This is a genomic window from Hugonella massiliensis, from assembly GCA_001486445.1.
Classification (GTDB): Bacteria; Actinomycetota; Coriobacteriia; order Coriobacteriales; family Eggerthellaceae; genus Hugonella; species Hugonella massiliensis.
This window is the reverse complement of the sequence record LN908986.1, coordinates 1313784-1338448: the sequence shown is the minus strand read 5'-3', so window position 1 is coordinate 1338448 and position 24665 is coordinate 1313784. Positions and strand designations below refer to the sequence as shown.

Below are 24665 nucleotides of genomic sequence, written 5' to 3'. Positions count from 1 at the left end.
CGATGGCGGAAACCTACGCTACCGATCGGCTCGCTCGTTTGGTGCCCTATCCGGCGCCCGATGCCAACAAATACGCCCGGGGCAAACTCGAGCTCGTCGCGGGTTCCCCGGCCTATCCGGGTGCCGCCGTGCTCGCCGCCCGCGCCGCCCAGCGCGCCGGCGCCGGCTACACCGAGGTGTTCGCGAGCCCGGAAGCTCTGCCCTACGTGCGCCAGGCTCAGGCCAGTTTGGTCGTGCGCCCGTGGAGCGCGCTTTCCTTCAAGGGCGAGCGTCCCCTCGATGACCGCCATCCGCGGGCCGTGGCCGTGGGGAGCGGGTTCGACGCCCAGGGGTCTGAAGAGGCGGGCGTCTTGCGGGCGGTCCTGCGGGGGACCCAGGCTCCCGTGCTCGTCGACGGTGGGGCCCTGTCCCTGCTCGCCTGCGAGAAGATGCGCCGGGCCTGCGTCGAGCGCTACCGCGCCGGCCTCGTCACGGTGCTCACACCTCACGGCGGGGAAGCGGCCCGGCTCGCCGCCCCCCTGCGCATTTCCACAGGCGACCCCGAGCGTCTGGCCGCCCGTTTGGCCGGGGCCTACGGGGCGGTCGTGGTGCTCAAGGGCCCCGATACCTTCGTGTCGGAAGGCGTCCGCACCTTCGCGATGAGAGAAGGCACGGCGGCGCTCGCCAAAGCGGGCACGGGCGACGTGCTTGCGGGTATCATAGGCGCCCTGCTCGCCCAGGGCGTGCGGGCGGTCGATGCCTGCATGCTCGGTACGACGGTCCATGCGCGCGCAGGCAGGGCCGCCGCAGACGCGGTCGGTGCCGTTTCGGTTATCGCTGAAGACGTGGTCGACGCGCTTCCGGCTGCGTGGGGCACGTTTTCTCAGGAGTAACGTTCACCATCGATGGAAAGGGGACGATAGTATGGAACGCACACGGTGGAGCCATGACTGGGAACTGATCCTTGGAGGGGTGGCCCTGCTGGCCATTGGTTTGGTCTGCTTGTTCTTTCCCAACCCCACGCTCGTGGTGCTCGCCATCCTCTGCGGGGCGGGCTTTCTGGCCGCCGGCGTCGCCCACATCGCCCTGTGGGTGCGCACGCGCGACCTGATCGGTTTCGCGGGCTGGACGCTTGCCTACGGCATCATCGACGCGATCGTCGGCCTTGTCTTCGTCATCCATCCGGCGCTCACCTCGGTCGTGCTCCCCTGGGTGGCGGGCGCGCTCGTTCTCGTGCTGGGCGTCTTCGAAGCGGTGGCGAGCTTCAACGTGCGCTCGCTGGGCTTTCGGATGTGGGGCTGGCCGCTGGCGAGCGGCATCGTGTCGATTTTGATCGGCATCCTATTCTTCAACGTCCCCGAGATTTTCGCGATTCTGCTCGGGCTCGCGGCGGTCATGCAGGGCATTTCGCTGATCGTCTACGGCACGGTTTCCTCGCGCGAATCTGACATCATCGACCTCTAGGGCGCGCGCCCTTCTGAAAGGACCAGGCATTCGTGGCACAGGATACGGAACCAACGCTTTTCGATACGGATACGCTGGCGGAAACAGCAGGCGATACGGGTGCACGCATCGAGGCGCTCCGTCGCGAGATCGAGCACAACTCGTACCTCTATTACGCCGAAGACAACCCGGCTATTTCGGACGCCGCCTTCGACTCGCTCATGCGCGAGCTGCGCACCCTCGAAGCCGCGCATCCGGAATTCTACGACCCCAATTCGCCCACCCAGCGCGTGGGCGGCTACGTGGGCGACCAGTTCGCGCCCGTGACCCATGCGGCGCGCATGTACTCGATCGACGACGCCATGGGGCTCGAGGAGCTTTCCGTCTGGATCGACCGCACCTTCGACACCCTGGGGCGCACGGTCGATTTGTGCTGCGAGCTGAAGATCGACGGCAGTGGCATCGCCCTCACCTACGAGGACGGCCGCTTGGTGCGCGCGGCGACCCGTGGCGACGGCACGACCGGCGAAGACGTGACGGTTAACATCCGCACGATAAAAGACGTGCCCCTGCGCCTGCGCGAGGGGGCGGCCGCCGACCTGACCGAAGGCGACGAGGCCTTCGAGCTGCGCGGCGAGGTCTACATGCCGAAAAAGAGCTTCGAGACCCTAAACGCGGCCGCCGAGGCCCAGGGCAAGCAGGGTTTCGCCAACGCCCGCAACGCCGCGGCCGGCAGCCTGCGCCAGAAGGACGCGTCGATCACGGCCCACCGCAATCTGTCGACCTTCATCTACGCCACGGCTCGCAACGACCAGTTCAAGCTGACGGGTCAGTGGGAGCTTCTTGAATGGCTGCGCCGGGCCGGCTTCCACGTGAACCCCGACGTCGCCCTCTGTCACAGCAAGGACGAGGTGCTCGACTTCTGTCGCGCGGTGGGTGAGAAGCGCGGATCGCTGCCCTACGACATCGACGGCGTGGTCGTGAAGGTCAACGACTTCGCCACCCAGGACGCCATGGGATTCACCGCCCGTGCTCCGCGCTGGGCGATTGCCTACAAGTTCCCGCCCGAAGAGAAAACGACGCTCTTGCGCGACATCACCGTGCAGGTGGGCCGCACAGGTGCTCTCACGCCGGTGGCCGAACTCGTGCCCGTGCGCGTGAGTGGGTCGGTCGTAGCCCGCGCGACCTTGCACAACGAAGACGAGGTCCATCGCAAGGACGTGCGCGTGGGCGACACCGTCATCGTGCGCAAGGCCGGCGACGTGATTCCCGAAATCCTGGGCCCCGTGCGCGAGCTGCGTCCGCCCCAGGCCGAGGTGTGGCATATGCCTGCCACCTGTCCGAGCTGCGGGAGTCCCGTGGTGCACGAGGAGGGCGAAGCCGTGGCTCGGTGCGTGTCGATCGACTGCCCGGCCCAGGCGCGCGAGCGCCTGGTGCATTGGGCGAGTCGCGACGCGATGGACATCGAGGGCTTGGGCGACGAGGTCATCGGCCGACTGCTTGCAGCCGAGCGCGTCGTCGACGTGGCCGACTACTACAACCTCACCGAATACGACCTGGCCACGCTCGATATGGGACGCGTGACCAAGGACGGCGAGGCCATCCATCTGGGCGGCGTTGTGGCCAAGAAAATCATGGCCCAGCTGGAAGAGAGCAAGACCCGCGGGCTCGCCCGCGTCCTCTTCGGCCTGGGCATCCGCCATGTGGGCAAGACCACGGCGGCAGCTCTCGCCAAAGCCTTTCCCACGATGGAAGCGTTGCAGAAGGCGAGCGTTGACGACCTGGCCGCCGTCGACGGCGTGGGCCAGGTGATCGCCGAAAGCATCCACGTCTTTATGCGGACCCCCCAGAACATCGAGGTCATCGACCGCCTGGCCCACTTGGGCGTGTCGATGGCGGAAGCCACTGCGGCCGACGCCCGCCCGCAGACGCTTTCGGGCCTTACCTTCGTGCTCACCGGCAGCTTGGTGAAGAGCGGGATGACTCGCGGCGAAGCGGGCGATGCCCTGAAGGCGATGGGCGCCAAGGTTACGGGCAGCGTGTCGAAGAAGACGAGCTGTGTGGTGGCCGGCGAGGCGGCCGGCAGCAAATACGACAAGGCCGTGGCCCTGGGCGTGCCTGTCATCGACGAAGACGCCTTCCTCGCGATTCTGGATACGGGCGAGCCGCCCGCCGGCCTTTCGGCGGAGTAGGGCATGGGTGCGCCCAAGAAAGTCCGGCTTGACGACCTCCTCGTGGCGCGGGGACTCGCTGCCGACTGCGAGGCGGCCAAACGGGCCGTCATCGCCCACGAGGTGAAGGTGGGCGAGGCCTTCGCGACGAGTGCGGCGGCCAAAGTGGCGCCCGACGCCGAACTGTCGGTGAAGGGCCGCGACCGCTACGTGTCGCGCGGAGGCTACAAGCTCGAAGGGGCGCTCGATTGCTTCGGGGAACGCGTGGAAGGCAAGCGCTGCATCGACATCGGGTCGTCGACCGGCGGCTTTTCCGATTGCCTTCTGCAGCGCGGCGCGGCGGAGGTAGCCTGCGTCGACGTGAACTACGGGCAGCTGGCTTGGAAGGTCCGCAGCGATCCGCGCACGCGGGTCTTCGAACGCACCAACATCCGCACGGTGGCCCCGGCCGATTTGGGCGCCCCTTTCGATGTGCTTGTGGCCGACCTCTCCTTTATCGGCCTGGCGAGCCTGGCGCCCGTGTTCGCGGGTCTGTGTGCGCCGGGCAGCGTCTTCATCGGCCTGGTCAAGCCCCAGTTCGAAAGCCGCCAGGGCGAGACCGACGACCATGGCCTCGTGCGCGACCCGGCCGTGCGCGCCCGCACGGTGCGCGAGGTGGAAGACGCTCTCGCGCAGGCGGGCTTTTCGGTGTCGGGCGTTGTGGAATCCTCGATCCGCGGCAAGCGGTCGGGTAACGTAGAGTACCTGGTGCGTGCGGTCTTTCGCGGAACCGACGAGGGCTAGTTGGCCCAGGTCCCGTCGCGGAAGACGGGCACGACGGTGCCGTCTGCCGTGATGCCGTCGATTGCGAGGTCGTCGGTGCCGATCATGAAGTCGACGTGGGTGGCGCTTTGGTTCACGCCGCGGGCGACCAGCTCGTCGCTCGTGAGGTTTCGCCCACCCTCCAGGCATTCGGGGAAGCCCATCCCCAGGGCCAGGTGGCAGGCGGCGTTTTCGTCGAAGAGGGTGTTGAGGAAGAGGATGCCCTCCTGCTTGATGGGGCTCGTTTTAGGTACCAGGGCGCATTCTCCCAGGTGATGCGCGCCCTCGTCGGTGCCAATGATCTGCTCGAGCACGTCTTGGCCCACTTCGGCCGCACAGCCCGCCACGCGGCCGTCCTTGAATTCCACATGGAAGCCGTCGACCAAGCTCCCGCCGTGGTTCAAGGGGAGGCTCGCGTAGACGACACCGTCGGCTCGGGTGCGGTCGGGGGTCGTGAAGACCTCTTCAGTGGGCATGTTGGGGAAGAACAGGGTCCCGTCTTGGGTCGTTTCGCCGCCGCCTTCCCAGACGTGGCCGGGGTTGAGGCCGATCGTAAGGTCGGTGCCCAGGCCGTTGGTGTAGTGGAGGGCGTCGAAGCGCTGGGCGTTGAGCCAGGCCTTCTTCTCTTCGAAGCTCTTCTGATGGGCGGCCCAGTTGGCGGCCGGGTCGTCGCCCGTGCAGCGGGCTGTCGTGAAGATGGCCTCCCAGAGCCGGGCGGTGGCTTGGTCTGCGGGAAGGTTGGGGAAGACGCGGGCGGCCCAGGCCGGGCTCGCGCCGCCGATGATGCACCAGACGTTACGGCCGAAATCCATGCCGTCGCGCCAGGCGCGACATGCTTCATGCGCGGCGATCTGGCGGTTTGTGCGCTTGGCGGGATCGACGCCGGCCATGGCAAGGGGGTCTTCGCTCGTCACGAACAGAAGGGCCGCGCCGCGTTCGGCGACGCCGTTCTGCAGAAGGGCGAGCCAGTCGGGGAAGGTTTTGAAGGCTTCGGCGGGCTGGTAGTCGTAGTCGTAGCGGACGATTTTCTCGTCGGTGAAGCGGGTGGTCACGCGGGCGGCTCCGGCTTCGTAGGCGCATTTCACGATATGGCGCACGAGTGCCACCTGGCTTACGTCGGCGGCCACGAAGAGTTCCTGGCCCTGCCTGAGTGCGCAGCCGGTCTCCACGGCAAGGCGCGCGTAGCGGGCGAGCTTTTCGTCGAATGACAGGGTCATGGGAATCCTTTCGTCGATTGCCCCTTGGCGGGGCGTCCTTCTTTCATGTGCCATCGTAGCGCAGGAGACGGCTTGGATTGCCTCGCTGATTGCCGGACATGAAAACGCCTCCCCTGCGCGGCCGAAGCGGTGCGTGGGGGAGGCGTGAAGCGGCGCTCTGCGGAAGAGGCGCTCTAGCTGTTGGACGAATCGTCCTGGGCCTGCTTGGCGCGCTCGTGGTAGTCGTGGAGCTCGTCGATCGTGACGAAGGAGTAGCCCTGGGCCTTCAGCTGGGGGAGGGCCGCGCGCAGGGCTTCGACCGTCTGGCTGCGGTCGCCGCCGCCGTCATGCATGAGGACCACATCGCCCGGTTTGACGCTCAGGATCCTCTGCTTGATCGCATCGGCGCCCGGACGCCGCCAGTCTTCGGTGTCGACGTTCCAGTCGACTTCGTAATCGATAAGCCCGTAGAGGTTCTGGGCCACCGAAAGCGGGTAGTTGCCGCCGGGAGTGCGCACCACGTGACTCGGCTCTTCGCCGATCACGTTGCGGATGGCCTCGTAGCCCTTGGTGATTTCGTCGCGTTGCTCGTCGGGGCTCATGTAGGACAGGTTGACGCCCTTGCCGCTGCCGGCGGCATGGTCGTAGGTATGCGTGCAGACTTGCATACCCGCGTCCTTCTCGCGCTGGACCAGGTCGGACCCGCCGGAAATCTTGCTGATGTTCTCGCCGATGACGAAGAAGGTGGCTTTAGCTCCGTTTTCCTGCAGGATGTCGAGGATGTCGGAGGTCTGGTTGTTGTGCCAAGGGCCGTCGTCGAAGGTGAGGGCTATCACCTTGTCGTCGCCGGTTTCGCCGCGCACGCTGTAGCGCTCGATCGTGAGGTTGGAGGGCTCCTGCTCGACTACGTCGGCGGTGATGCCGGACACGCTGCCCGTGCGGGTGGCCTTTACGCCGTCGGTGCCCGTGCCGGTGACCTCGTGGAAGGCGCCGCGCTCGGTGCTGTCGACCCACTGGGCGGCGATGGGCTCGGTGGTTTCGGTGTAGTCTTCGGTCTTGTCGGCGCCCGTGCCGATCTGCACGGTATCGCCGGCGTTCAGGGTGGCGTCGGCGGAGGCGTCGGACCCGTTGACCGTGGCGCTGAAGGCGTCGCCGCCGTCGGCGGAAATCACTGATCCGTCTACGGCGAGCAGCCGGCCGGGGGTGGTGGCGATGTTGTTGTTCGCCACCACCTGGGCGATCGTGTCGGAACGGCCCACCGAATAGTCCGTCCCGTCGACGGTGACGTTGATCGGCGAGAAGAAGTTGGCGTAGATCACGGCGACGACCGCCACGGCGGCCGCTGCGCCGGCGAAGATCTTGGCGTTGCGCTTGCGCTTGCGCTTGGTCTGCGCCTGCTCTCGGTTATAGGCGTCGATGCGCTGGGCTTCGCTCACATAGTTCTGCCGGCTTCCCGGCGCGGCGGCGTAACGCGCCGGCTGATACTGGTGGGGAAGGGGCTGGGCCTGGGTGCGGGCATGCGCAGAAGGCCGCTGGCGGGGCTGCCCGGCGTGCGGCTGGGGCCGGCCGGCTTGAGGCGGCATCTGCTGGGGGACGCCCTGGGGGCGGGGCTGTGGCTGAGCGGCCTGCTGGCCCTGCGGGGCTCCCTGGGGGCGCGCCTGCTGGGCGGGACGGCTTCCCGGGGCGGGCGCCTGCGAGGGGCGCGCCTGCTGCTGGGGGCGCGCCGGGGCCTGGCCCTGCGGCATCTGGTGTGCCGTGCCCTTTTGCGCGGCGGGGCCGGAAGGCTGTTGGCCGGCGTGTGCCTGACGGTAGGTGACGGTTTTGTTCCCGGTGGGAGCGGGTTTCTGCGCGGGCGCTCCCGGCGCAGCGGGGGACGCGTTCGGAACGATGCGCCCCTGCTCGTGCTTCCCCTTGTTTGCGTTCATGCGGTTCATCCTCTCATTCACGAGCCCTGCTTACGGCATTGCTCGAACAGATACCGAAGTATACGCACCTCGCCTGCCGGTGGGGGCGGAATGCATGGTACTAACACGAATGACGGCAGGGGAGACGGGGTTTGCCCGCATGAAAAAAGGCGCACGCCAAATCGGCGTGCGCCTTGCTTCGTTTGCGCAGATAAACGCTTAATTCTTAAGCGAGTTAATCGGGGCGGGGATACGGCCGCCGCGATGGGCGAACACGGTGCCGGCCTGCTCGTTGACGGCCATGATCGGCGCGCTGCCCAAAAGCCCGCCGAATTCGAGGGTCTCGCCGGCTTTCTTCCCGAAGGCGGGAATCACGCGGACGGCGGTCGTCTTGTTGTTGATCATGCCGATGGCGGCTTCGTCGGCGATGATACCGGCGATCTGCTCGGCCGTGGTGTCGCCCGGAATCGCGATCATGTCGAGGCCCACGCTGCAGACGCTCGTCATGGCCTCGAGCTTCTCGATGCGCAGGCAGCCCGATTCGGCGGCGCGGATCATGCCGGCGTCTTCCGACACGGGGATGAAGGCGCCCGAAAGGCCGCCGACGCTGCTCGACGCCATGACGCCGCCCTTCTTCACTGCGTCGTTGAGCAGGGCCAGGGCTGCCGTGGTGCCGGGGGCGCCGCACTGTCCCACGCCGATGGCTTCGAGGATTTCAGCCACGCTGTCGCCTTCGGCCGGGGTGGGCGCCAGCGACAGGTCGAGGATGCCCTTCTGATAGCCCAGGCGGTCGGCTGCGGCGCGGGCCATGAGCTCGCCCACGCGGGTGATCTTGAAGGCGGTCGATTTGATGGCTTCGGAGATTTCGGTGAAGCTCGCGTCTTCGGGCATGCTCGCCAGGACGTTGCGCACGACGCCCGGGCCCGACACGCCCACGTTGATGACCTCGTCGGCTTCGCCCGATCCATGGAAGGCGCCGGCCATGAAGGGGTTGTCCTGCACGGCGTTGCAGAAGACGACGAGCTTGGCCGCGCCGATGCAGTCGCGGTCTTCGGTGGCGTGCGCGGTTTCGAGCACGATGTTGGCCATCTTCCACAGGGCGTCCATGTTGATGCCGGCGCGCGTCGAGCCCACGTTCACCGAGCTGCACACGAGGTCGGTTTCGGCCAGGGCGCGGGGAATCGAGTTCATGAGCTTTTCGTCGGTGCGCGTGGCGCCCTTCTGCACGAGTGCCGAAAAGCCGCCCACGAAGTTGACGCCCACTTCCTTGGCCGCCTTGTCCATGGCAAGGGCGATGGGGGTGAGGTCGTCTGCGTCGGTGGCGTCGCAGATTTCGGACACGGGGGTGACCGAGATGCGCTTGTTGACTACGGGCACGCCGTACTCGCGCTCGAGCTGTTCGGCCACGGGGACCAGGTTTTCGGCGGCGGTCGTCATGCGGTCGTAGACCTTGCGGGCCATCGCGTCGATGTCGGCGTCGATGCAGGAGCGCAGGTTCAGGCCCAACGTGATCGTGCGCACGTCGAGGTGCTGCTGGCTGACCATCGCAAGGGTTTCGGCGACTTCGGCAGGGGTGATTTGCATGAGCGTTCCTTCGCGTCAGATGAAATTTCGCCCATTATAGCGCGCGCGTTCAGGGCGAAAGGCAGATGTGTGACGGGGATGGAGAAGCGCGCCTCCGACGGTTCGGGACGCAGCGCAAGCGGGGCGTTCGTGACGATTCTGCAAGGCCTGTGTGGGGCCGGGTCCCTTTGGTTGAAATGACCGCGCGCCCTCAGTACAATCGCAAATGTACAGTCTGTTCAAAAAAGGTCAAACTGTCTATTTTCTGTGGAACGGACCGATGGAAGGATGCGTCCATGACCGTCGACACAATCGAAAAACGGCCGCTCGCGAAAGCGCCGACCGCAAAGGAAGCCGCCCCCCGCAATGTGCGCAAGGCGGCGCGCGCCGGCGAGGACCGGCGCATCGTGCGTTCGAAGCGGGCCCTGCGCAACGCGCTCATCGAGCTGATGGAAGAAGAGGGCTTCGACTCCATCACGGTCAACGAGCTCTGCGCCCGCGCCGGCTTGAACCGCGGGACCTTCTACAACCACTTCACCGATAAAGACAACCTGCTCGCCACCTTCGAAGACGATCTCATCGCCGACCTCGAGGATATCCAGGGCCGCATGGCCCAGCTGTCCTTGGTCGAGCTCGCCTGGTGCGTCTCGCGGCGCCGGCCGCTTCCCATCCTGGTCGAGCTCTTCGACTACCTGCGCAGCCAGAGCAGCTTCCTGCACGCGGTGATGGGCGACGGCGGCGACGTCCGCTTCGCCCCGCGCCTGCGCGATTCGGTGTGCACCTGCCTCATCCAGTCGATCCTGCACGAAAAGTACCGTACCGACCCCACGCCCTTCGTCGAGTACTACGTGGCCTTCTTCGCCAACGCCTACCTGGGCATCATCAACCGCTGGGTCGAAACGGGCATGCAGGAATCCTCCGAGGAGATGGCGCTCATCGCCCAGCGACTCCTCTTCATCAAACCCGGCGAATCCATCGAGCTCTAACGCGCTCGCAAGAAAGGCATCATGAACATGAACGAAGAAACGAAGCGCGGCGACGCCGCCGCATCGGCTCCCGCAATCGAAGGCGGTCTCCATCTGGGCATCGACGTGGGCTCGACCACGGTCAAGCTGGCCATCGTCGACGAAGCGCACACGGTGCACTACTCCGTCTACCAGCGCCACCATTCCGACGTGCGCGCCACGATCGTCGAGGTCCTGCGCGGGGCGGCCAAGGAATTCGGCGGCTACGAGATGACCTGCGCCATCACCGGCTCGGGTGGCCTATTGCTCGGCCAGTGGCTCGGCATTCCCTTCATCCAGGAGGTCATCGCCAACAAGGCGGCGATCGAGACCCTCATCCCCCAGACCGACGTCGCCATCGAGCTCGGCGGCGAGGACGCCAAGATCATCTACTTCGACGGCAACATCGAACAGCGCATGAACGGCCAGTGCGCCGGCGGCACGGGCGCCTTCATCGACCAGATGGCTGCCCTGCTCAACACCGATGCTTCGGGCCTCAACGAGCTCGCCAGCCACCACAAGATCATCTACCCGATCGCGAGCCGCTGCGGCGTGTTCGCCAAGACCGACGTGCAGCCCCTCTTGAACGAAGGCGCCGCCAAGGAGGACATCGCCGCTTCGATCTTCCAGGCCGTCGTCACGCAGACCATCTCGGGCCTGGCCTGCGGCCGCCCCATTCGCGGGCACGTGGCCTTTTTGGGCGGCCCCCTGCAGTACCTGCCCGAGCTGCGCAAGCGCTTCTACGTCACGCTCGGCTTGGACGAAGAGCACATCATCGTGCCCGAAAACGCCCACCTCTTCGTGGCCGCCGGCTGCGCGCTCGCGGGCGCCAAGGAAGGTGAACCCGCGCTCTTGAACGGCATCGTGGAGCGCCTCGAGGGTCTGGGCGACTTGCAGGGCAGCGAAGTCGTGCGCATGCCGCCCCTGTTCGCCAGCGACGATGACTATCGCGAGTTCGAAGAGCGCCACGACAAGCAGCGCGTGAAGCGGGCCGACCTGGCCACCTACCGGGGAGTGGCCTTCTTGGGCATCGACGCCGGCTCGACCACCTTCAAGATGGCCCTCATCTCCGAAAACTCCGAGCTCTTGTGGACCTACTACACCAACAACCGCGGCGACGTGCTCGAAACCGCCAAGGAGGGCATTCGCAAGCTCTACGCCGACCTGCCGGCCAACGAAGACGGCACGCCGGCCGTGAAGATCGGCCACGCCACGGTGACCGGCTACGGCGAGGGCCTCTTGCTCGAAGCCCTGCGCGTCGATTCGGGCGAGATCGAAACGGTCGCCCACCTGCGCGGTTCCAAGGAACTCTTGCCCAACGTCCAGTTCATCTTGGATATCGGCGGCCAGGACATGAAGTGCATGAAGGTGCGCGACGGCGTGCTCGACTCGATCATGCTCAACGAAGCCTGCTCGGCCGGCTGCGGCTCCTTCATCGAAAGCTTCGCCACCGGCTTGAACCTGCCCGTGCGCGAATTCGCCGCCACCGCCAACAAGGCCGCGCACCCCGTCGATTTGGGCAGCCGCTGCACGGTGTTCATGAACTCCCGCGTCAAGCAGGCGCAGAAGGAAGGCGCCACGGTGGGCGACATCGCTGCCGGCCTGGCTATTTCCGTTGTGAAGAACGCCCTCTTCAAAGTCATCAAGATGCGCGACCCCCGCGAAATGGGCGACCACGTGATCGTCCAGGGCGGCACCTTCTTAAACGACGCCGTCCTGCGCGCCTTCGAACAGCTTTCCGGCGTGCATGCGGTGCGCCCCGACATCGCGGGCAACATGGGCGCCTACGGCGCCGGCCTTCTGGCGCGCGATCGCTACGAGCAGGCCGTCTCCCGCGCGGGCGGCAACGAGGCCGCGGTCGTCTCGACCCTCTTCACACCCGACCAGCTCGACGCCCTGAATCCCACCCACAAGACCCTGCGCTGCAAGGCCTGCAACAACCATTGCCTGCTCACCATCAACGACTTCGGCAAGGACGAGGCCACCGGCAAGCACCGCCGCTTCATCACGGGCAATCGCTGCGAAAAGGGCCTGGGCGCCATGGCCAAGAACGAGAAGAAGGTGCCCAACCTCTTCGAGTGGAAGAGCCACCGCCTGTTCGACTACGAGCCGCTCTCCAAGGACCAGGCGACCCGAGGCACCGTGGGCATGCCCCGTGCGCTCAACATGTACGAAAACTACCCCTTCTGGTTCACCTTCTTCACCAAGCTCGGCTTCCGCGTCGAGCTGTCCGACCCGTCGACCAAGAAGACCTTCGAAGCGGGCATCGAGTCGATCCCGTCTGAAAACGTGTGCTATCCCGCCAAGATGAGCCATGGCCACATCATGAACCTGCTCGCCAAGCACCCCGACTTCATCTGGATGCCCTGCGCCAAGTGGGAGCGCGGCGAAGACGAGGGCGCGGGCAACCACTACAACTGCCCGATCGTCATGAGCTATTCGGAAACCCTGCGCCTCAACATCGACGAGCTCAACAGCACCGACGTCGAATTCCTCAACCCCTACCTGCCCTACGACCAGAAGGACAAGCTGAAGAAGCGCCTCTATGTCGAGCTCGTGGAGGCGCACGGCGAACTTATGGGCCGCTACGCCCAGGCGCCCAGCCGCCGCGAGATCGACGAGGCCGTTGACGCGGCCTGGGAAGAGGACCTGCGCTTCAAGCACGACATCCACGTGAAGGGCGAGGAAACCCTCGCCTGGATGGAAGAGACGGGCACCCATGGCATCGTGCTCGCCGGCCGTCCCTACCACAACGACCCCGAAATCAACCACGCGATCCCCGAGCTGCTCACGAGCTTCGGCCTGGCCGTGCTCACCGAAGACTCGATTGCCCACCTGGGCGAACTCGAGCGCCCCATCCGCTTGGTCGACCAGTGGATGTACCACACCCGCCTCTACAACGCCGCCAAGGTCGTCACCGAGCGCCGCGACCTCGACCTCATCCAGCTCAACAGCTTCGGCTGCGGCCTCGACGCCCTCACGACCGACCAGGTGCAGGAGATCTTGGAATCCGCGGGCAAGATCTACACGGTGTTGAAGATCGACGAGGTCTCGAACCTGGGTTCGGCCCGCATCCGCGTGCGCAGCCTGCTCGCCGCCCTCAAAGAACAGCAGGACGAGGAAGCCGAGAAGGCGGCCGCCGAACGGGGCTGCCCGGTGGGCGATTTGGCCGCCAACAAGCTCGTGGAGGATTTCGAGGCCCGTCGCGCGGCCAAGACGGGCGAAACCGAGGCCAAGGCTGCGGCTGCCGTGGCCGAGAAGATCGCTGCCGACCGCATCGACAACGCCGCCGACCTGCGCAGCGCCGACGCCGCCATGGTCGACCGCGACGAGCTCGTGCAGCGCGAAGGCAGCACGACCGAATTCGAGCGCGTGGAATTCACCCAGGAGATGAAGGACGCCGGCTACACGATCCTCGCCCCGCAGATGGCCCCGATCCACTTCGAGCTGCTCCAGCCCATCTTCTTGGCCAACGGCTACAACCTCGAGCTGCTGCCGTCGGTCGACCATGAGGCCGTCGACACGGGCCTGCGCTTCGTGAACAACGACATCTGCTACCCGTCGATCCTCGTCACGGGCCAGATCATGGAAGCGGTGCTTTCGGGCCGCTACGACACCGACCACCTGGCCGTGCTCATCACGCAGACGGGTGGCGGCTGCCGCGCGACCAACTACATCAGCCTGATCCGCAAGGCCCTCAAGGCCGCGGGGCTCTCCCATATCCCCGTGATCTCGCTCGCCCTGCAGAACAACCTCGACGAGAGCAATTCGGGCTTCAAGATCACCCTGCCCATGCTGCAGCAGGCCATCTACGCTCTGTCCTACGGCGACATGCTCATGGCCGCGCTCTACCGCACCCGCCCCTACGAGGTCGAGCCCGGCAGCGCCCACGCCCTCTTCCGCCATTGGATGGACACCTGCAAGAAGCAGATGAGGGAAGGCGAGACCCGCCGCCGGTTCAAGAAGACCTGCGATGCGATCGTCGACGACTTCGACGCCCTGCCGCTGGCTGGCGAGGGCACCAAGCCCCGCGTGGGCGTGGTCGGCGAGATTCTGGTGAAGTTCCATCCCACGGCCAACAACCAGATTGTCGAGCAGATCGAGGCCGAAGGCTGCGAGGCCGTCGTGCCCGGGCTCATCGAGTTCTTCCTCTTCGGCATCGCGGGACGCATCTTCCAGAAGGACCCGCTGGGCCGTTCGGCCAAGGGCGCGATCGGCGCGCGCGGCGTCTTGAAGTACATCGAGACCGCCCGCAAGCCCATGCTCGAGGCCATGGAACGCAGCAACCGCCTCGAAGCGCCCACCGACATCTTCACGCTAGCCGACTGGGCTCAGGAAATCGTGTCCCTCTGCAACTCGATGGGCGAGGGCTGGCTGCTCACCGCCGAGATGATCGAGCTCATCAAGCACGGGGCGCCCAACATCGTGTGCACCCAGCCCTTCGCCTGCTTGCCGAACCACGTGGTGGGCAAGGCGGTCATCAAGGAGCTCCGCCGCCAGTACCCCGAAAGCAATATCGTGGCCGTCGACTACGACCCGGGCGCGTCGGAGGTCAACCAGCTCAACCGCATCAAGCTCATGATTGCGGTGGCCAAGAGCAATATGGAAGACAAGATTGAAGAGGCGCGCGCCGCCCGCACGGCCAGCTACGCCAAGCCGGAGCCCGTGCCGTCCGCCTGCGCGGTGGGATTCTTCGATCTCGATGGCGAGAAGGTCGACGAGCAGGGGGCCGTCCACGACGAGCCCGTGCTCACGTCGAGCAAATAGCGCACAGGCATAAGGCCTGATGTTCGAGGCCCTGCAGACCAGGTGGTCTGCAGGGCCTCTTCTTATGGAGCGGCGGGGCGCGCGCGTTTCACACCCCACGGTTCGGCATACGCGCGATCGCGCACGGTGCTCGGCTGCGGATTTAAGGCAGGGGCCGCCTTGCGCGGGCGCTGCCGGGCACGGGGGCCACCCGGCCCGCCTTCTGCTGCAGTAGGTCGCGCATGACGCGGAAGGCGCGCTGCTGGATCCAGGCGACCGTGTCCTTGATGGGCTCGTCGTTGCGGGAGTCGGTATAGAGGTTGTGCCCCAGGCCCTCGTAGCAGCGGTAGGTCTTGTCGGTTGAACCGAAGCGGTCGAAGACGGGCTTGGTCGCTGCGGGCGGCACGAGCCCGTCGGCGGCGCCCGTGATCATGAGCACGGGGTCGGTCACATCTTCGGCATGGGCGCCGATCCAGTCCTGGGCGGCCACGCCCGCCTGCAGCAGGCCGGCCGTGACCACGTTGGCCATAAGGGGGTCGGCCTCGCGGGCGCGCGAGGCTTCGGACGTGTTGCCCGTCGTGCTGAACTGGCCCATGGGAAGCTCGCGGTCGGCGGGCAGTCCCAGCCCCATGTGGCAATGGCCGTGGGGGTCGGTCAAAAAGGGGCTCGCGAACACGTAGCCCGAAATCACCGTGGGGAACTTGCTCGCGAACACGGCCGTTTCCAAACCGCCCATCGAATGGCCCACGATGAAGAGGGGCGCATCCCCGCACTGGACGATGGCCATGCCCACCTGCGAATCGATGTCGTCGAGCATCTGCTGGAAGTCGCGCATGGCCCCGCGCGGCCCGTGGTTGCGTCCGTAACCGCGCTGGTCGAAGCGCAGGACGCCGAAGCCGGCCGTCACCAGGGCGGTCGTCAGCTTGTCTTAGCGTCCGTAATGGTCGCAGCAGCCGTGCACGATGAGCACGAGCCCGCGCGCCTTGTCAGGCGCGTCGAGGCAGCCGTGCAGATGGCCGCCTTCCACGGTGGTTTCTACAAGTTGGTGTTGCATGGGTTTCCCTGACTATTTCACTTCGCAAAGCTTTTATACTTCTTGCACAGTCTACATCTGCCGACGAAAGGGGTCTGCATGTATCGTCCGTTGGAAATCGCTCCCAACATCTACTGGGTGGGCGCCATCGACTGGAACGAGCGCAACTTCCATGGCTACACCACCGACCGCGGGTCCACCTACAACGCCTACCTGATCGTCGACGAGAAGGTCGCCCTGATTGACACGGTGAAGGCCGCTTTCACCGACGAGATGCTCGAACGCATTTCCTGCGTGGTCGATCCCTCCAAGATCGACGTGATCGTGAGCAACCATAGCGAGCGCGACCATTCCGGCGCCCTGCCGCGCCTGCGCGCCCTTTGCCCCCAGGCGACCATCTACACGAGCAAGCCCCAGGGGGCCCGCTTTCTCAACGCCCTTTACGGCGATTTGAACGTGACGCCGGTCGCCAACGGCGAAGAGGTGTCGATCGGCGCGCGCACCCTGCACTTTGCGCAGGTCACGATGGTCCATTGGCCCGACAGCATGGTCACCTACGACGCCCACGACAAGATCCTCTTCAGCAACGACGCCTTCGGCCAGCACCTGGCTACGAGCCAGCGTTTCGCCGACCAGGTGGGGGAGGTCGTCTTCGCCCAGGCACGTACCTACTACGCCAACATCGTGGCTCCCTACGCCAAGCAGGTGCGCAAGGCCCTCGGCGTCCTTGGCGCGCTCGATATCGCAACCATCTGCCCTTCGCACGGAGTGATTTGGCGCGATGCCGAAAGCATCGGGCGGATTGTCGACCTCTACACGTCGTGGAGCTCGGAGGAAACCGACGAGAGCGCCCTGGTGGTCTACGACAGCATGTGGCACGCGACCGAAGGCATGGCCGACGCGATCGTCGAGGGCTTCACCGACGCCGGCGTGCCCGTGCGCCTTATGGACCTCAAGAACAACGCGATGAGTGACATCGTGAGCGAGGCCCTGACGGCCAAGTACCTGGCCGTGGGCTCGCCCACCTTGAATTCGACCATGATGGCCACCGTGGCCGCCTTCCTCTGCTACCTGCGCGGGCTCACCCCGCGCGGCATGAAGCCCGGCGAGCGCATCGGCATTCCCTTCGGCTCCTACGGGTGGGCGCCGGCGGGCCCCAGCGAGGTGGCCGACGAGCTCGCGCGCATCGGCTACACCAACGCCCTGGGTACCTTCGCCCATGCCTGGGCGGGCGACGACGCCTACCTCGACGAGCTGCGCGCCCAGGTGGCGGCAGGGGTCGAAGCGGTGCGCGCAGGCGACTTCGGTGAAACGGGTGCCGAATAGGATGGCAGACGTTACCGCGTCCGGCGACCGTGCGCCCGTCTGCCCCGGCACCCTCTATATCTGTCCCACGCCCCTGGGCAACCTGCGCGATATGACCCCGCGTGCGCTCGATGCCCTGGCGGCGGCCGATGCGGTCTGCGCCGAAGACACGCGGGTGACCGGCAAGCTGCTCGCGGCCTTCGGCATCCGCGCCCATCTCGAGCGTCTCGACGAGGCGAGCATCACCGCGAAGGCATCGGGCGTGATCGCCCGCGTCGCCGCAGGCGAAACGGTGGCCTACTGCAGCGACGCCGGCATGCCGGGCGTGTCCGACCCTGGCCAGCGGCTCATCGCGGCGGCGCGCGAGGCGGGCGTGCCCGTGGTGGTTCTGCCCGGTCCTACGGCTACGGCCACGGCCTACGTGGCGAGCGGTTTCACCTGTCCGCGCTTCTATTTCGGCGGCTTCTTCCCGCGCAAGGAAGGCGAGCAAAAGCGCACCCTTGCGGGGCTGGCCTCCATCGACGCCGTGCTCGTCTTCTACGAAAGCCCAAGGCGGGCAGCCGCGGCCCTCGCAGCGATTGCCGCGGCTTTTCCCACACGTCGCGTGGCCCTCTGCCGCGAGCTTACCAAGGTGCATGAAGAGGTCGTCGTCGAAGCGGCACCCGATCTGGCCCGCATGATCGCCTCGCGCACCGAAGCGGGCCAGATGCGGGGCGAATGCGCGATCGTCATCGATGCTCCGAGCGCCGGCGAGGCCCAGGCGGCGCAGCAGGAAGTCGAAAGCGCCGCCCAAGCGCGGGCGGCCGAGCTTCTGGCCCAGGGAGACCTGAGCAAGAAGGACGTCGTGCGCACCCTGCGCGAGGAGTTCGGCTTGAAGCGCAACGATGCCTACGATTTGGTCTACGGCGCGGGCGAGGGCAACCGATGACCGGTGCCGTTTCCGGCATCGTCGTCGACGGCGTTCGGGTGCGCATCCGCCGCAAGCAGGTGAAGACCCTGCGGATTCGCGTGGCCGCCGCCGACGGCCAGGTGGAGGCGAGCGTGCCTCTGGGTATGCCGGCCGCACACGTTATCGATTTCGTGCGCGCCAAAATGCCCTGGATCCGGGCTCAGCAGGAGCGCCTTGCTGCGTCGCCCCAAGGGACGGCGGCTCGCGCTTCCAAAGAAGAGGTGGCCGCCTGGCGCACGATCGTCGAGGCGCTCGTGCCCGACCTGGTCGCCAAATGGGAGCCCGTGCTCGGCGTGCGCGCGGGTTGTCTTGCCTATCGCAACATGACCAGTCGATGGGGGAGCTGCCAGCCGAAGACGGGACGGATCTGTATCAACGTGCGCCTGGCCCTCTACCCGCCCGAATGCCTAGAGTACGTGGTGGTCCACGAACTGGCGCACTTACGCGAGCCCAACCACGGCCCGCGCTTCCACGCTCTGCTCGATGCGGCCCTGCCCAACTGGCGCGCCGCCGAGCGCAAGCTGCGCGCGTGAGTCCAAAAGGGCTGCAGCTTGTCACCTCTCTGAGCCAAAGGAGCCACGGATGCGCGGACTCCGAATGGGGAAGTCTGGGGTCCGCAGGAAAAGGAGGGATGCGCGCCTGGCGGGGACTCGTGCGTTCGCCCTTTTGCCTGCCCCTCGCCGCCCCGCTTTTTCCGCCCGCCTGCTCAACATGCAGGGCCCTTGCACGCCGAACGGGAAATGCCGCTTCCAAAGCTCGTTTCGCAAGGGAAAGGCACGCGAAACCCGTCACGGCCCTGCATCTTGAGCGGAACCGTGCAAGGGCCCTGCGGGATGAGCGGGATTTGCCCGTTCGGCGCGACATCCCCCTGCGTTCCGAGCAGAGGGCCCCGCATGCGGAGCTGCAGCTCGCAATCCCGTGCACCGGCCCTGCGAAACGAGCAGGCGATTGCACCGGCTCTGCACAATGAACAAGAGCGCGGAAGGGTGCATCGGAAATGGTCCGTACGCCCCCTGCCTTTCTGGCTCATTCATCTCATTTGACAACCTATCCGCGTTATGCATCACTTCTGTGACGTGGGGCTAGGGAGGAACCGTGGAGGCGTTCGGCAACATAATCGTCGCCCCTGTATACTTTCTCCCCAATTTGCGACGCGCCGCGTATCCCGCAGGCGCCGGCATCATGCGCCGGCCGCGGGCAGGCGTGCGGGGGCCCACGGCTTCGCCCAGCCTCCGCGCGTACGGGCATGCGCCACACGGGCCATGTTGACTACGCTGCGTGCAGACCACGACGAAAGGAATGCATGGATCGGACGTTTTCGAGCAAGGCCCTGCGGCGGCCCCTGGCGGCTGTCGCGCTTGTAGGCTTGGTTGCGGCGCTTGGCGCGCCTGCGACGGCGATGGCCGATGAGGTATCCCGCCTTCAAGGCCAAGTGGACGCCACGGCGTCGGCACTGCAAGCGGCCAAGGACCGTGCGGTTGCCATCGATTCCCAAATCGAGGAGAACGACCGCAGCATCGACCGACTCGAGGAACTCCTCCAAACGCGGCAGCTGGGACTTGGCCCCTCCGACCGCGTGAGCGTCAACCTTCGCATGCAGGACGACGCAACCTCCACCGCCTTCTCGGCTCCGGCCGCCGAATCCGATGCGACCGGCCTTGCCGGAGAAGACCTTCACCGCCTGATCAGCGAAAAGACGAGCTTGGAAGCTACGCAGGCCAACCTGCAGTCGACCAAGGCCCAAACGCAGGATGCCATCGACCGCGCCGCCCAATCGCTCGCCGAAGCAGAAGCGGCCCAAGCCCAAGCCGAATCGGCCGCTCAAGCCGAAGCCCAGGCCCAGGCAGCCGCCGAAAGCGCTCGCGCCGCCTACGTGGCCGAATGGGCCCCGCGCATCGACGCCTACCTGGCCGGCTCGGCGCTTGCGGGCACCGGCGAGGCCTTCGCCTGTGCCGCTTACGACTACGGCGTCGACCCGCGCTTCTCTCCGGCGATCTCCGCCGTCGAAAGCAGCAAGGGCGCCAAGTGCTTCAAGGCCCACAACGCCTGGGGCTGGGGCCGCTCGAGCTGGGGCAGCTGGGAAGAGGCCATTCGCGCCCATGTTGCCGGCTTGGCCCGCAGCTATGGCGGCGAGCTCACGAAGGGGGCCGCGCAGAAGTACTGCACGAGCAACCCGTCGGGCTGGTACGCCAACGTGAGCGCCCAGATGGCGACGATCTAGCGAAAAGGGGACGGCTGCGGCCGTCCCCTTCGCGTAGGGGGGCGGGGCTCCCTCATGCTCTTTCCCTGGAGCGGCGGACCCGCACCCGTGGGTTTGCTAAAATAGCCAGTCGCGCATCCGCGCACCATAGGCAATCGCCGGCAGGGCACCATCCGCGCTGCGGGCACAGGGCGCCGGCGCACCATTCGCGCCGCGCTGGAAAGAGAGCACACATGTCCAAGGGTCCCTTCACCATCTCCACGCCCATCTACTACGTGAACGCCGCGCCGCATTTGGGCACGGCCTACACGACGGTCGGCGCCGACACCATCGCCCGCTTCAAGCGCATGGACGGCTACGACACCCTGCTCATGACGGGTATGGACGAGCACGGCCAGAAGGTGGCTGACACGGCTGAGGCCAAGGGCATGTCCCCGCAGGAATGGTGCGACTCGATGGAGCCGGCCTTCCGCGAGGTGTGGGACCTGCTCGATATCAACTACGACGAGTTCATCCGCACCACCCAGCCGCGCCACGCGCGCACCGTCCAGAAGTTCTGGAACGACCTCTACGAAAAGGGCTGGCTCTACAAGGGCCGCTACGAGGGTTGGTACTGCGTGCACGAGGAGACCTACTACGCGGAATCCGACCTGGAAAAGAACGAGGACGGCGTCTTCGTCTGCCCCGAGTGCCACCGTCCCGTGCAGCAGTCCTCGGGCGAAGAAAACTGGTTCTTCAAGATGAGCGCCTTCCAGGACCAGCTGCTCGCCTTCTACGACGAGCATCCCGACTACATCCAGCCGGTCACCCGCCGCAACGAGGTCGTCAACTTCGTGAAGAGCGGGTTGAAGGACCTTTCGATTTCCCGTTCGACCTTCGACTGGGGCGTGCCCCTGCCCTTCGACGAGGGCCACGTGGCCTACGTGTGGGCGGACGCCCTGCTCTGCTACTTCACCGGCTGCGGCTATGCCGACCCCGCCCGCGAAGGCGAGTTCGAAGCGCGTTGGCCCATGAACTACCACTTCGTGGGCAAGGACATCGTCCGCTTCCACTGCGTGATCTGGCCGGCCATGCTCATGGCCGCCGGCTATCCCATCACCCAGAAGGTGTTCGGCCACGGCTTTTTGCTCACCAAGGGCGAGAAGATGAGCAAGTCCAAGGGCAACGGCGTGATGCCCAAAGACCTCGTGCGCGTCTTCGGCGTCGACGCGTACCGCTACTACTTCATGAGCGACGTTCAGTTCGGCCATGACGGTAACATCTCGATGGAGCGCATGGTCCAGGTCTACAACGCCGATCTGGCCAACACCTGGGGCAACCTGGTGTCGCGCGTTTTCAACATGACGGGCAAGTACTTCGACGGGGTCGTGCCCGCCGCGCCGGCTTCGGCTGCCGAAAACCCGCTGGCCAAAATCGCGGCCGACCTCTACCGCACCTACAACGAGGCTATGAACGCGGTCGACTTCACGGCTGCGGCCGCCGCCGTGCAGAAGCTGGCGAGCGCCGCCAACCACTACATCGAGGATGCGGCGCCGTGGAACCTGGCCAAGGACCCGGCCCGCGCCGACGAGCTTGCCGCCGTCATCTACAACGCTCTCGAGGCCTGCCGCATCATCGCCCTCTTCTTCGCGCCCTTCATGCCCAACACCTCGGCAGAAACCTGGCGCCGTTTGGGCTTGGGCGACGTGAACGCGGTCACCGACATCGAGGGCGAAGCGGCCTGGGGCAAGCTTCCCGCCGGCAACCCGGTCGAGAAGGGCGACCCCCTCTTCCCGCGCCTCAACCTCGACGACATCGACCTGAACATGGACTAGCCGTGGCCGACCCGATCGCATCGACCGCAGCCCCGGAAGCGCTGGCGGATGTCTCCGTAGGCGCTTCCGCGCACGAGGGGCGCAGGCCCGCCGAGCCTCGCTTGACCGACTTTCTCTTCCATCAGCGGCGCAAGCACGGGAAGTATCGGGTGATCGGCGGTCCCGACCCGGCTCTCGAAGGCCCCCTGGCCGATACCCACTGCCATCTGGCTCCCTTGGCCGACCGCGCGGCGAGCATGGCGCGCGCGGCCGCCTGGGGCGTCGACTTCGCCTGCGACGTGTGCGACCCGGCCGAAGACGCCGCCGAGACCTTCGCCTGCCTGTCCGATTGGGAAGCTCAGGCCCGCTCGTGGGCCGCGGCCGCCGACGACGCGCCCGCTACGTCCGCTGCCCCCGTGCGCTACCGTTTGGCGGTGGGCGTCCACCCGCACAACGCCACCTACTGGAACGAAGACGCCGCTTCCGAGCTCAAACGCTATTTGGCCGACCCGCGCACGGCAGCCCTGGGCGAAGTGGGGCTCGACTATTACTACGACCTGTCGCCGCGCGACGATCAGCGCCGCGTCTTCCGCGCCCAGATTCGCCTTGCCCACGAAACGGGCCTGCCCCTGGCCCTGCACATCCGCGACGCCCACGACGAGGCGCTTGCGATTCTCGACGAGGAAGGGTTCCCGGAAGCGGGCGCGATCCTGCATTGCTGCAGCTTGCCTCCGGCGGAGCTCGAACCCTGGATCGACCGCGGCTGCTTTATCGCCTACGGGGGCGCGGTGACCTTCAAGAAACTCGACGACGCCCGCCGAGGCGCCATGCTCGTGCCGACGGACCGTCTCCTCACCGAAACCGACTGTCCCTACATGACGCCCGAGCCCCTGCGCGGAATCGAAAACGGGTCGGAGTATATGGTCTTTACGGCCGCCCTGCTCGCTTCGGTGCGCGGCATCGAACCGGGGGAGGACCGCCGGGCCTTCCTCGCCCAGCTGCACGACAACGCCCTCGGCCTGCTCGACCGAAAGCCCACCGCATGGCAGCTGAGCGCACGATAATCTGCGCCTCGCCGCGCCCGCACGGGGCCTGTGCGACGGCAACGCGCGAAGCACGTCGTTTGCTGGCGGTGGCGGGGGAGCCTGCGCCACGCACGTTCTTTCTGCATGAACTCGATGTGGCCCCCTGCATCGGGTGCGACCGCTGCAAGCAGCTGGGCCGCTGTTTCATGCGCGACGACATGGGCCGGGTCATCGCGGCGCTCGACGAGACCGACGTTCTCTGCATCGCGAGCCCCGTGTACTTCGCAGGTCCGCCCGCCGGCTACAAGGCTCTGCTCGACCGTCTGCAGCCCTATTTCTGGACCTTCGAGCGGGGAGGCGCCCGCCGGCCCGCCCACCTGCTTGTTTCGGGCGCGGGAGGCGACCCGCACGGCTTCGATCCGCTTGTGGTGTGCACGCGCTCTGCCCTGGCGGTGGCGGGCTTTCGACTCGCGTCGGTCGCGTCCTGCATCGGCACGGGGGCCGCAGGCGCGCGTGCCGCCGTGCCCCGTTGGATTGGCCTTGGCAACGATCGCGAAGGAGAAGGGAGTCCCCACGATGGGAGATAGGTATTCCGCGCTTGCGAGCGTGTCGGCGACGCGGGCAATTCTCGAAGCCCATGGCTTGGCCACCAAGAAGTCGCTCGGCCAGAACTTCCTGGTGAACGACGAGGTGATCCGCCGTATCTGTGACCTTTCGGCCGTGGGGCCTGAAGATGACGTGGTGGAAGTGGGGCCGGGCATCGGCACGCTCACCGTGGCCTTGCTCGCGCATGCGCGCCGGGTCTGCTCGATCGAGCGCGACCCCGACCTGCCGGCGGTCCTTGCCGAGACCTGCGCTCCCTGGGCCGACCGCTTTACCTTGATTTCCAACGACGCCCTGGCGGTGTCACCCGCCGACCTGCCCTTCGCGCCCACTGCCTTCATCGCCAACTTGCCCTATGCGGTGGCGGCGACCCTGGTGCTCGACTACTTCGAGCGCTTCGCATCGATCGAACGGGCGACGGTGATGGTGCAAGCCGAGGTGGCCGACCGCATGATGGCGTCGCCCGGCACCAAGAACTACGGGGCCTATACGGTCAAACTGGCCCTGTACGCTCGGGCGGTCTCGCGCTTCATGGTGGCGCCCGGCAACTTCTTCCCGCCGCCCCATGTCGACTCAGCTGTCATCCGGCTCGACCGCTACGTCCACCCCGACCTTACCGCCGCCGAGCGTGCCGCCTGCGCGACCATAGCCGACGCGGCCTTCGCCACGCGGCGCAAGACGATCAAAAACTCCATGCACACCTACTTCGGCAAGGTCCTGTCCGCCGGCGACATCGCGGCCCTGCTCGCTGCGGCGGGTATCGACCCGCGCCGCCGGGGGGAGTCGCTTACGATCGACGAGTTCAAAGAGCTCGGCCGCTGCGCCTGTGCGCGCGGCATCGCCGGGCGCACGCGAGGCGCCCGCTGAGTAGAGACGACCGAGCCCTTTTGGAGCTTGTGCGATACGCCTTGCGCAGATTGACAGGCATGGTAAAATGCTCGTTTGTCACA

At 66.4% G+C, this 24665-nt stretch carries 19 protein-coding genes; 14 read left to right on the top strand and 5 right to left on the bottom strand.

The window, feature by feature from the left end:
* Window positions 1-2 precede the first annotated feature (2 nt).
* The 4 genes from BN3270_RS08545 to BN3270_RS08530 are packed head-to-tail and all read left to right on the top strand — an operon-like array spanning window position 3 to window position 4376.
* Window positions 3-872 (top strand): NAD(P)H-hydrate dehydratase, encoded by an 870-nt coding sequence (locus BN3270_RS08545; protein ID WP_058986665.1) that lies wholly within the window; start codon window positions 3-5, stop codon window positions 870-872.
* A gap of 31 nt (window positions 873-903) precedes the next feature.
* Window positions 904-1443: an HdeD family acid-resistance protein gene (locus tag BN3270_RS08540; protein WP_058986664.1), complete on the top strand. Its 540-nt coding sequence runs from the start codon at window positions 904-906 to the stop codon at window positions 1441-1443.
* 32 nt (window positions 1444-1475) lie between these two features.
* Window positions 1476-3614 carry an NAD-dependent DNA ligase LigA gene (gene ligA, locus BN3270_RS08535; protein ID WP_058986663.1) on the top strand — a complete coding sequence of 713 codons (2139 nt, stop codon included), beginning with the start codon at window positions 1476-1478 and terminating at the stop codon, window positions 3612-3614.
* 3 nt (window positions 3615-3617) lie between these two features.
* A complete protein-coding gene (locus tag BN3270_RS08530) occupies window positions 3618-4376 on the top strand; it encodes a TlyA family RNA methyltransferase (RefSeq protein WP_058986662.1) in 759 nt (252 codons plus the stop codon).
* Here BN3270_RS08530 and BN3270_RS08525 read toward each other — a convergent pair.
* The 3 genes from BN3270_RS08525 to BN3270_RS08515 all read right to left on the bottom strand — a co-directional run bounded on the left by BN3270_RS08525 (window position 4373) and on the right by BN3270_RS08515 (window position 9078).
* Window positions 4373-5611, bottom strand: a complete 1239-nt coding sequence (locus BN3270_RS08525; protein WP_058986661.1) for an aminopeptidase — start codon at window positions 5609-5611, stop codon at window positions 4373-4375. The genes BN3270_RS08530 and BN3270_RS08525 overlap by 4 nt on opposite strands.
* 173 nt (window positions 5612-5784) lie before the next feature.
* Entirely contained in the window at window positions 5785-7515 is a 1731-nt protein-coding gene (locus tag BN3270_RS08520) for a polysaccharide deacetylase family protein (RefSeq protein WP_271711975.1), read from the bottom strand.
* Window positions 7516-7713: 198 nt separating this feature from the next.
* Window positions 7714-9078 carry a PFL family protein gene (locus BN3270_RS08515; protein ID WP_058986660.1) on the bottom strand — a complete coding sequence of 455 codons (1365 nt, stop codon included), beginning with the start codon at window positions 9076-9078 and terminating at the stop codon, window positions 7714-7716.
* Between the two features lie 275 nt (window positions 9079-9353).
* Here BN3270_RS08515 and BN3270_RS08510 point away from each other — a divergent pair, with 275 nt between their 5' ends.
* Window positions 9354-10043: a TetR/AcrR family transcriptional regulator gene (locus tag BN3270_RS08510; protein ID WP_058986659.1), complete on the top strand. Its 690-nt coding sequence runs from the start codon at window positions 9354-9356 to the stop codon at window positions 10041-10043.
* A 27-nt stretch (window positions 10044-10070) separates the two neighbouring features.
* Window positions 10071-14828 (top strand): 2-hydroxyacyl-CoA dehydratase, encoded by a 4758-nt coding sequence (locus tag BN3270_RS08505; RefSeq protein ID WP_082673489.1) that lies wholly within the window; start codon window positions 10071-10073, stop codon window positions 14826-14828.
* A gap of 142 nt (window positions 14829-14970) precedes the next feature.
* Here BN3270_RS08505 and BN3270_RS08500 read toward each other — a convergent pair whose 3' ends face one another.
* Complete coding sequence (locus BN3270_RS08500) at window positions 14971-15729, bottom strand: alpha/beta fold hydrolase (protein WP_082673448.1); 759 nt, start codon at window positions 15727-15729, stop codon at window positions 14971-14973.
* 6 nt (window positions 15730-15735) lie between these two features.
* A complete protein-coding gene (locus BN3270_RS09720; protein ID WP_271711974.1) occupies window positions 15736-15861 on the bottom strand; it encodes a hypothetical protein in 126 nt (41 codons plus the stop codon).
* Window positions 15862-15939: 78 nt separating this feature from the next.
* Here BN3270_RS09720 and BN3270_RS08495 point away from each other — a divergent pair, with 78 nt between their 5' ends.
* From BN3270_RS08495 to rsmA, 8 genes are all read left to right on the top strand, one after another.
* On the top strand, window positions 15940-17166 hold the full coding sequence (locus BN3270_RS08495) for an FprA family A-type flavoprotein (RefSeq protein WP_058986657.1): 1227 nt from the start codon (window positions 15940-15942) through the stop codon (window positions 17164-17166).
* Between the two features lies 1 nt (window position 17167).
* Entirely contained in the window at window positions 17168-18073 is a 906-nt protein-coding gene (rsmI, locus tag BN3270_RS08490) for a 16S rRNA (cytidine(1402)-2'-O)-methyltransferase (protein WP_058986656.1), read from the top strand.
* Window positions 18070-18627, top strand: a complete 558-nt coding sequence (locus BN3270_RS08485; protein ID WP_058986655.1) for a M48 family metallopeptidase — start codon at window positions 18070-18072, stop codon at window positions 18625-18627. Before rsmI ends, BN3270_RS08485 begins: the two co-directional genes overlap by 4 nt.
* A gap of 770 nt (window positions 18628-19397) precedes the next feature.
* The gene (locus tag BN3270_RS08480) at window positions 19398-20315 is read left to right on the top strand and encodes a glucosaminidase domain-containing protein (protein WP_058986654.1); all 918 of its coding nucleotides are present in this window, start codon (window positions 19398-19400) and stop codon (window positions 20313-20315) included.
* A gap of 212 nt (window positions 20316-20527) precedes the next feature.
* Window positions 20528-22108 carry a methionine--tRNA ligase gene (gene metG, locus BN3270_RS08475; protein ID WP_058986653.1) on the top strand — a complete coding sequence of 527 codons (1581 nt, stop codon included), beginning with the start codon at window positions 20528-20530 and terminating at the stop codon, window positions 22106-22108.
* A 2-nt stretch (window positions 22109-22110) separates the two neighbouring features.
* A complete protein-coding gene (locus BN3270_RS08470) occupies window positions 22111-23151 on the top strand; it encodes a TatD family hydrolase (RefSeq protein ID WP_271711973.1) in 1041 nt (346 codons plus the stop codon).
* Entirely contained in the window at window positions 23130-23699 is a 570-nt protein-coding gene (locus tag BN3270_RS08465) for a flavodoxin family protein (protein WP_082673447.1), read from the top strand. Before BN3270_RS08470 ends, BN3270_RS08465 begins: the two co-directional genes overlap by 22 nt.
* A complete protein-coding gene (gene rsmA / locus BN3270_RS08460) occupies window positions 23689-24582 on the top strand; it encodes a 16S rRNA (adenine(1518)-N(6)/adenine(1519)-N(6))-dimethyltransferase RsmA (RefSeq protein WP_058986651.1) in 894 nt (297 codons plus the stop codon). The genes BN3270_RS08465 and rsmA overlap by 11 nt, the downstream gene beginning before the upstream one ends.
* Window positions 24583-24665 lie beyond the last annotated feature (83 nt).

Coding starts and splice junctions, on each gene's coding strand:
- BN3270_RS08545 (WP_058986665.1), top strand. CDS start 3: ATGGCGGAAACCTACGCTACCGATCGGCTCGCTCGTTTGGTGCCCTAT.
- BN3270_RS08540 (WP_058986664.1), top strand. CDS start 904: ATGGAACGCACACGGTGGAGCCATGACTGGGAACTGATCCTTGGAGGG.
- BN3270_RS08530 (WP_058986662.1), top strand. CDS start 3,618: ATGGGTGCGCCCAAGAAAGTCCGGCTTGACGACCTCCTCGTGGCGCGG.
- BN3270_RS08525 (WP_058986661.1), bottom strand. CDS start 5,611: ATGACCCTGTCATTCGACGAAAAGCTCGCCCGCTACGCGCGCCTTGCC.
- BN3270_RS08520 (WP_271711975.1), bottom strand. CDS start 7,515: ATGAACGCAAACAAGGGGAAGCACGAGCAGGGGCGCATCGTTCCGAAC.
- BN3270_RS08515 (WP_058986660.1), bottom strand. CDS start 9,078: ATGCAAATCACCCCTGCCGAAGTCGCCGAAACCCTTGCGATGGTCAGC.
- BN3270_RS08510 (WP_058986659.1), top strand. CDS start 9,354: ATGACCGTCGACACAATCGAAAAACGGCCGCTCGCGAAAGCGCCGACC.
- BN3270_RS08505 (WP_082673489.1), top strand. CDS start 10,071: ATGAACGAAGAAACGAAGCGCGGCGACGCCGCCGCATCGGCTCCCGCA.
- BN3270_RS09720 (WP_271711974.1), bottom strand. CDS start 15,861: ATGCAACACCAACTTGTAGAAACCACCGTGGAAGGCGGCCATCTGCAC.
- BN3270_RS08495 (WP_058986657.1), top strand. CDS start 15,940: ATGTATCGTCCGTTGGAAATCGCTCCCAACATCTACTGGGTGGGCGCC.
- rsmI (WP_058986656.1), top strand. CDS start 17,168: ATGGCAGACGTTACCGCGTCCGGCGACCGTGCGCCCGTCTGCCCCGGC.
- BN3270_RS08485 (WP_058986655.1), top strand. CDS start 18,070: ATGACCGGTGCCGTTTCCGGCATCGTCGTCGACGGCGTTCGGGTGCGC.
- BN3270_RS08480 (WP_058986654.1), top strand. CDS start 19,398: ATGGATCGGACGTTTTCGAGCAAGGCCCTGCGGCGGCCCCTGGCGGCT.
- metG (WP_058986653.1), top strand. CDS start 20,528: ATGTCCAAGGGTCCCTTCACCATCTCCACGCCCATCTACTACGTGAAC.
- BN3270_RS08465 (WP_082673447.1), top strand. CDS start 23,130: ATGGCAGCTGAGCGCACGATAATCTGCGCCTCGCCGCGCCCGCACGGG.
- rsmA (WP_058986651.1), top strand. CDS start 23,689: ATGGGAGATAGGTATTCCGCGCTTGCGAGCGTGTCGGCGACGCGGGCA.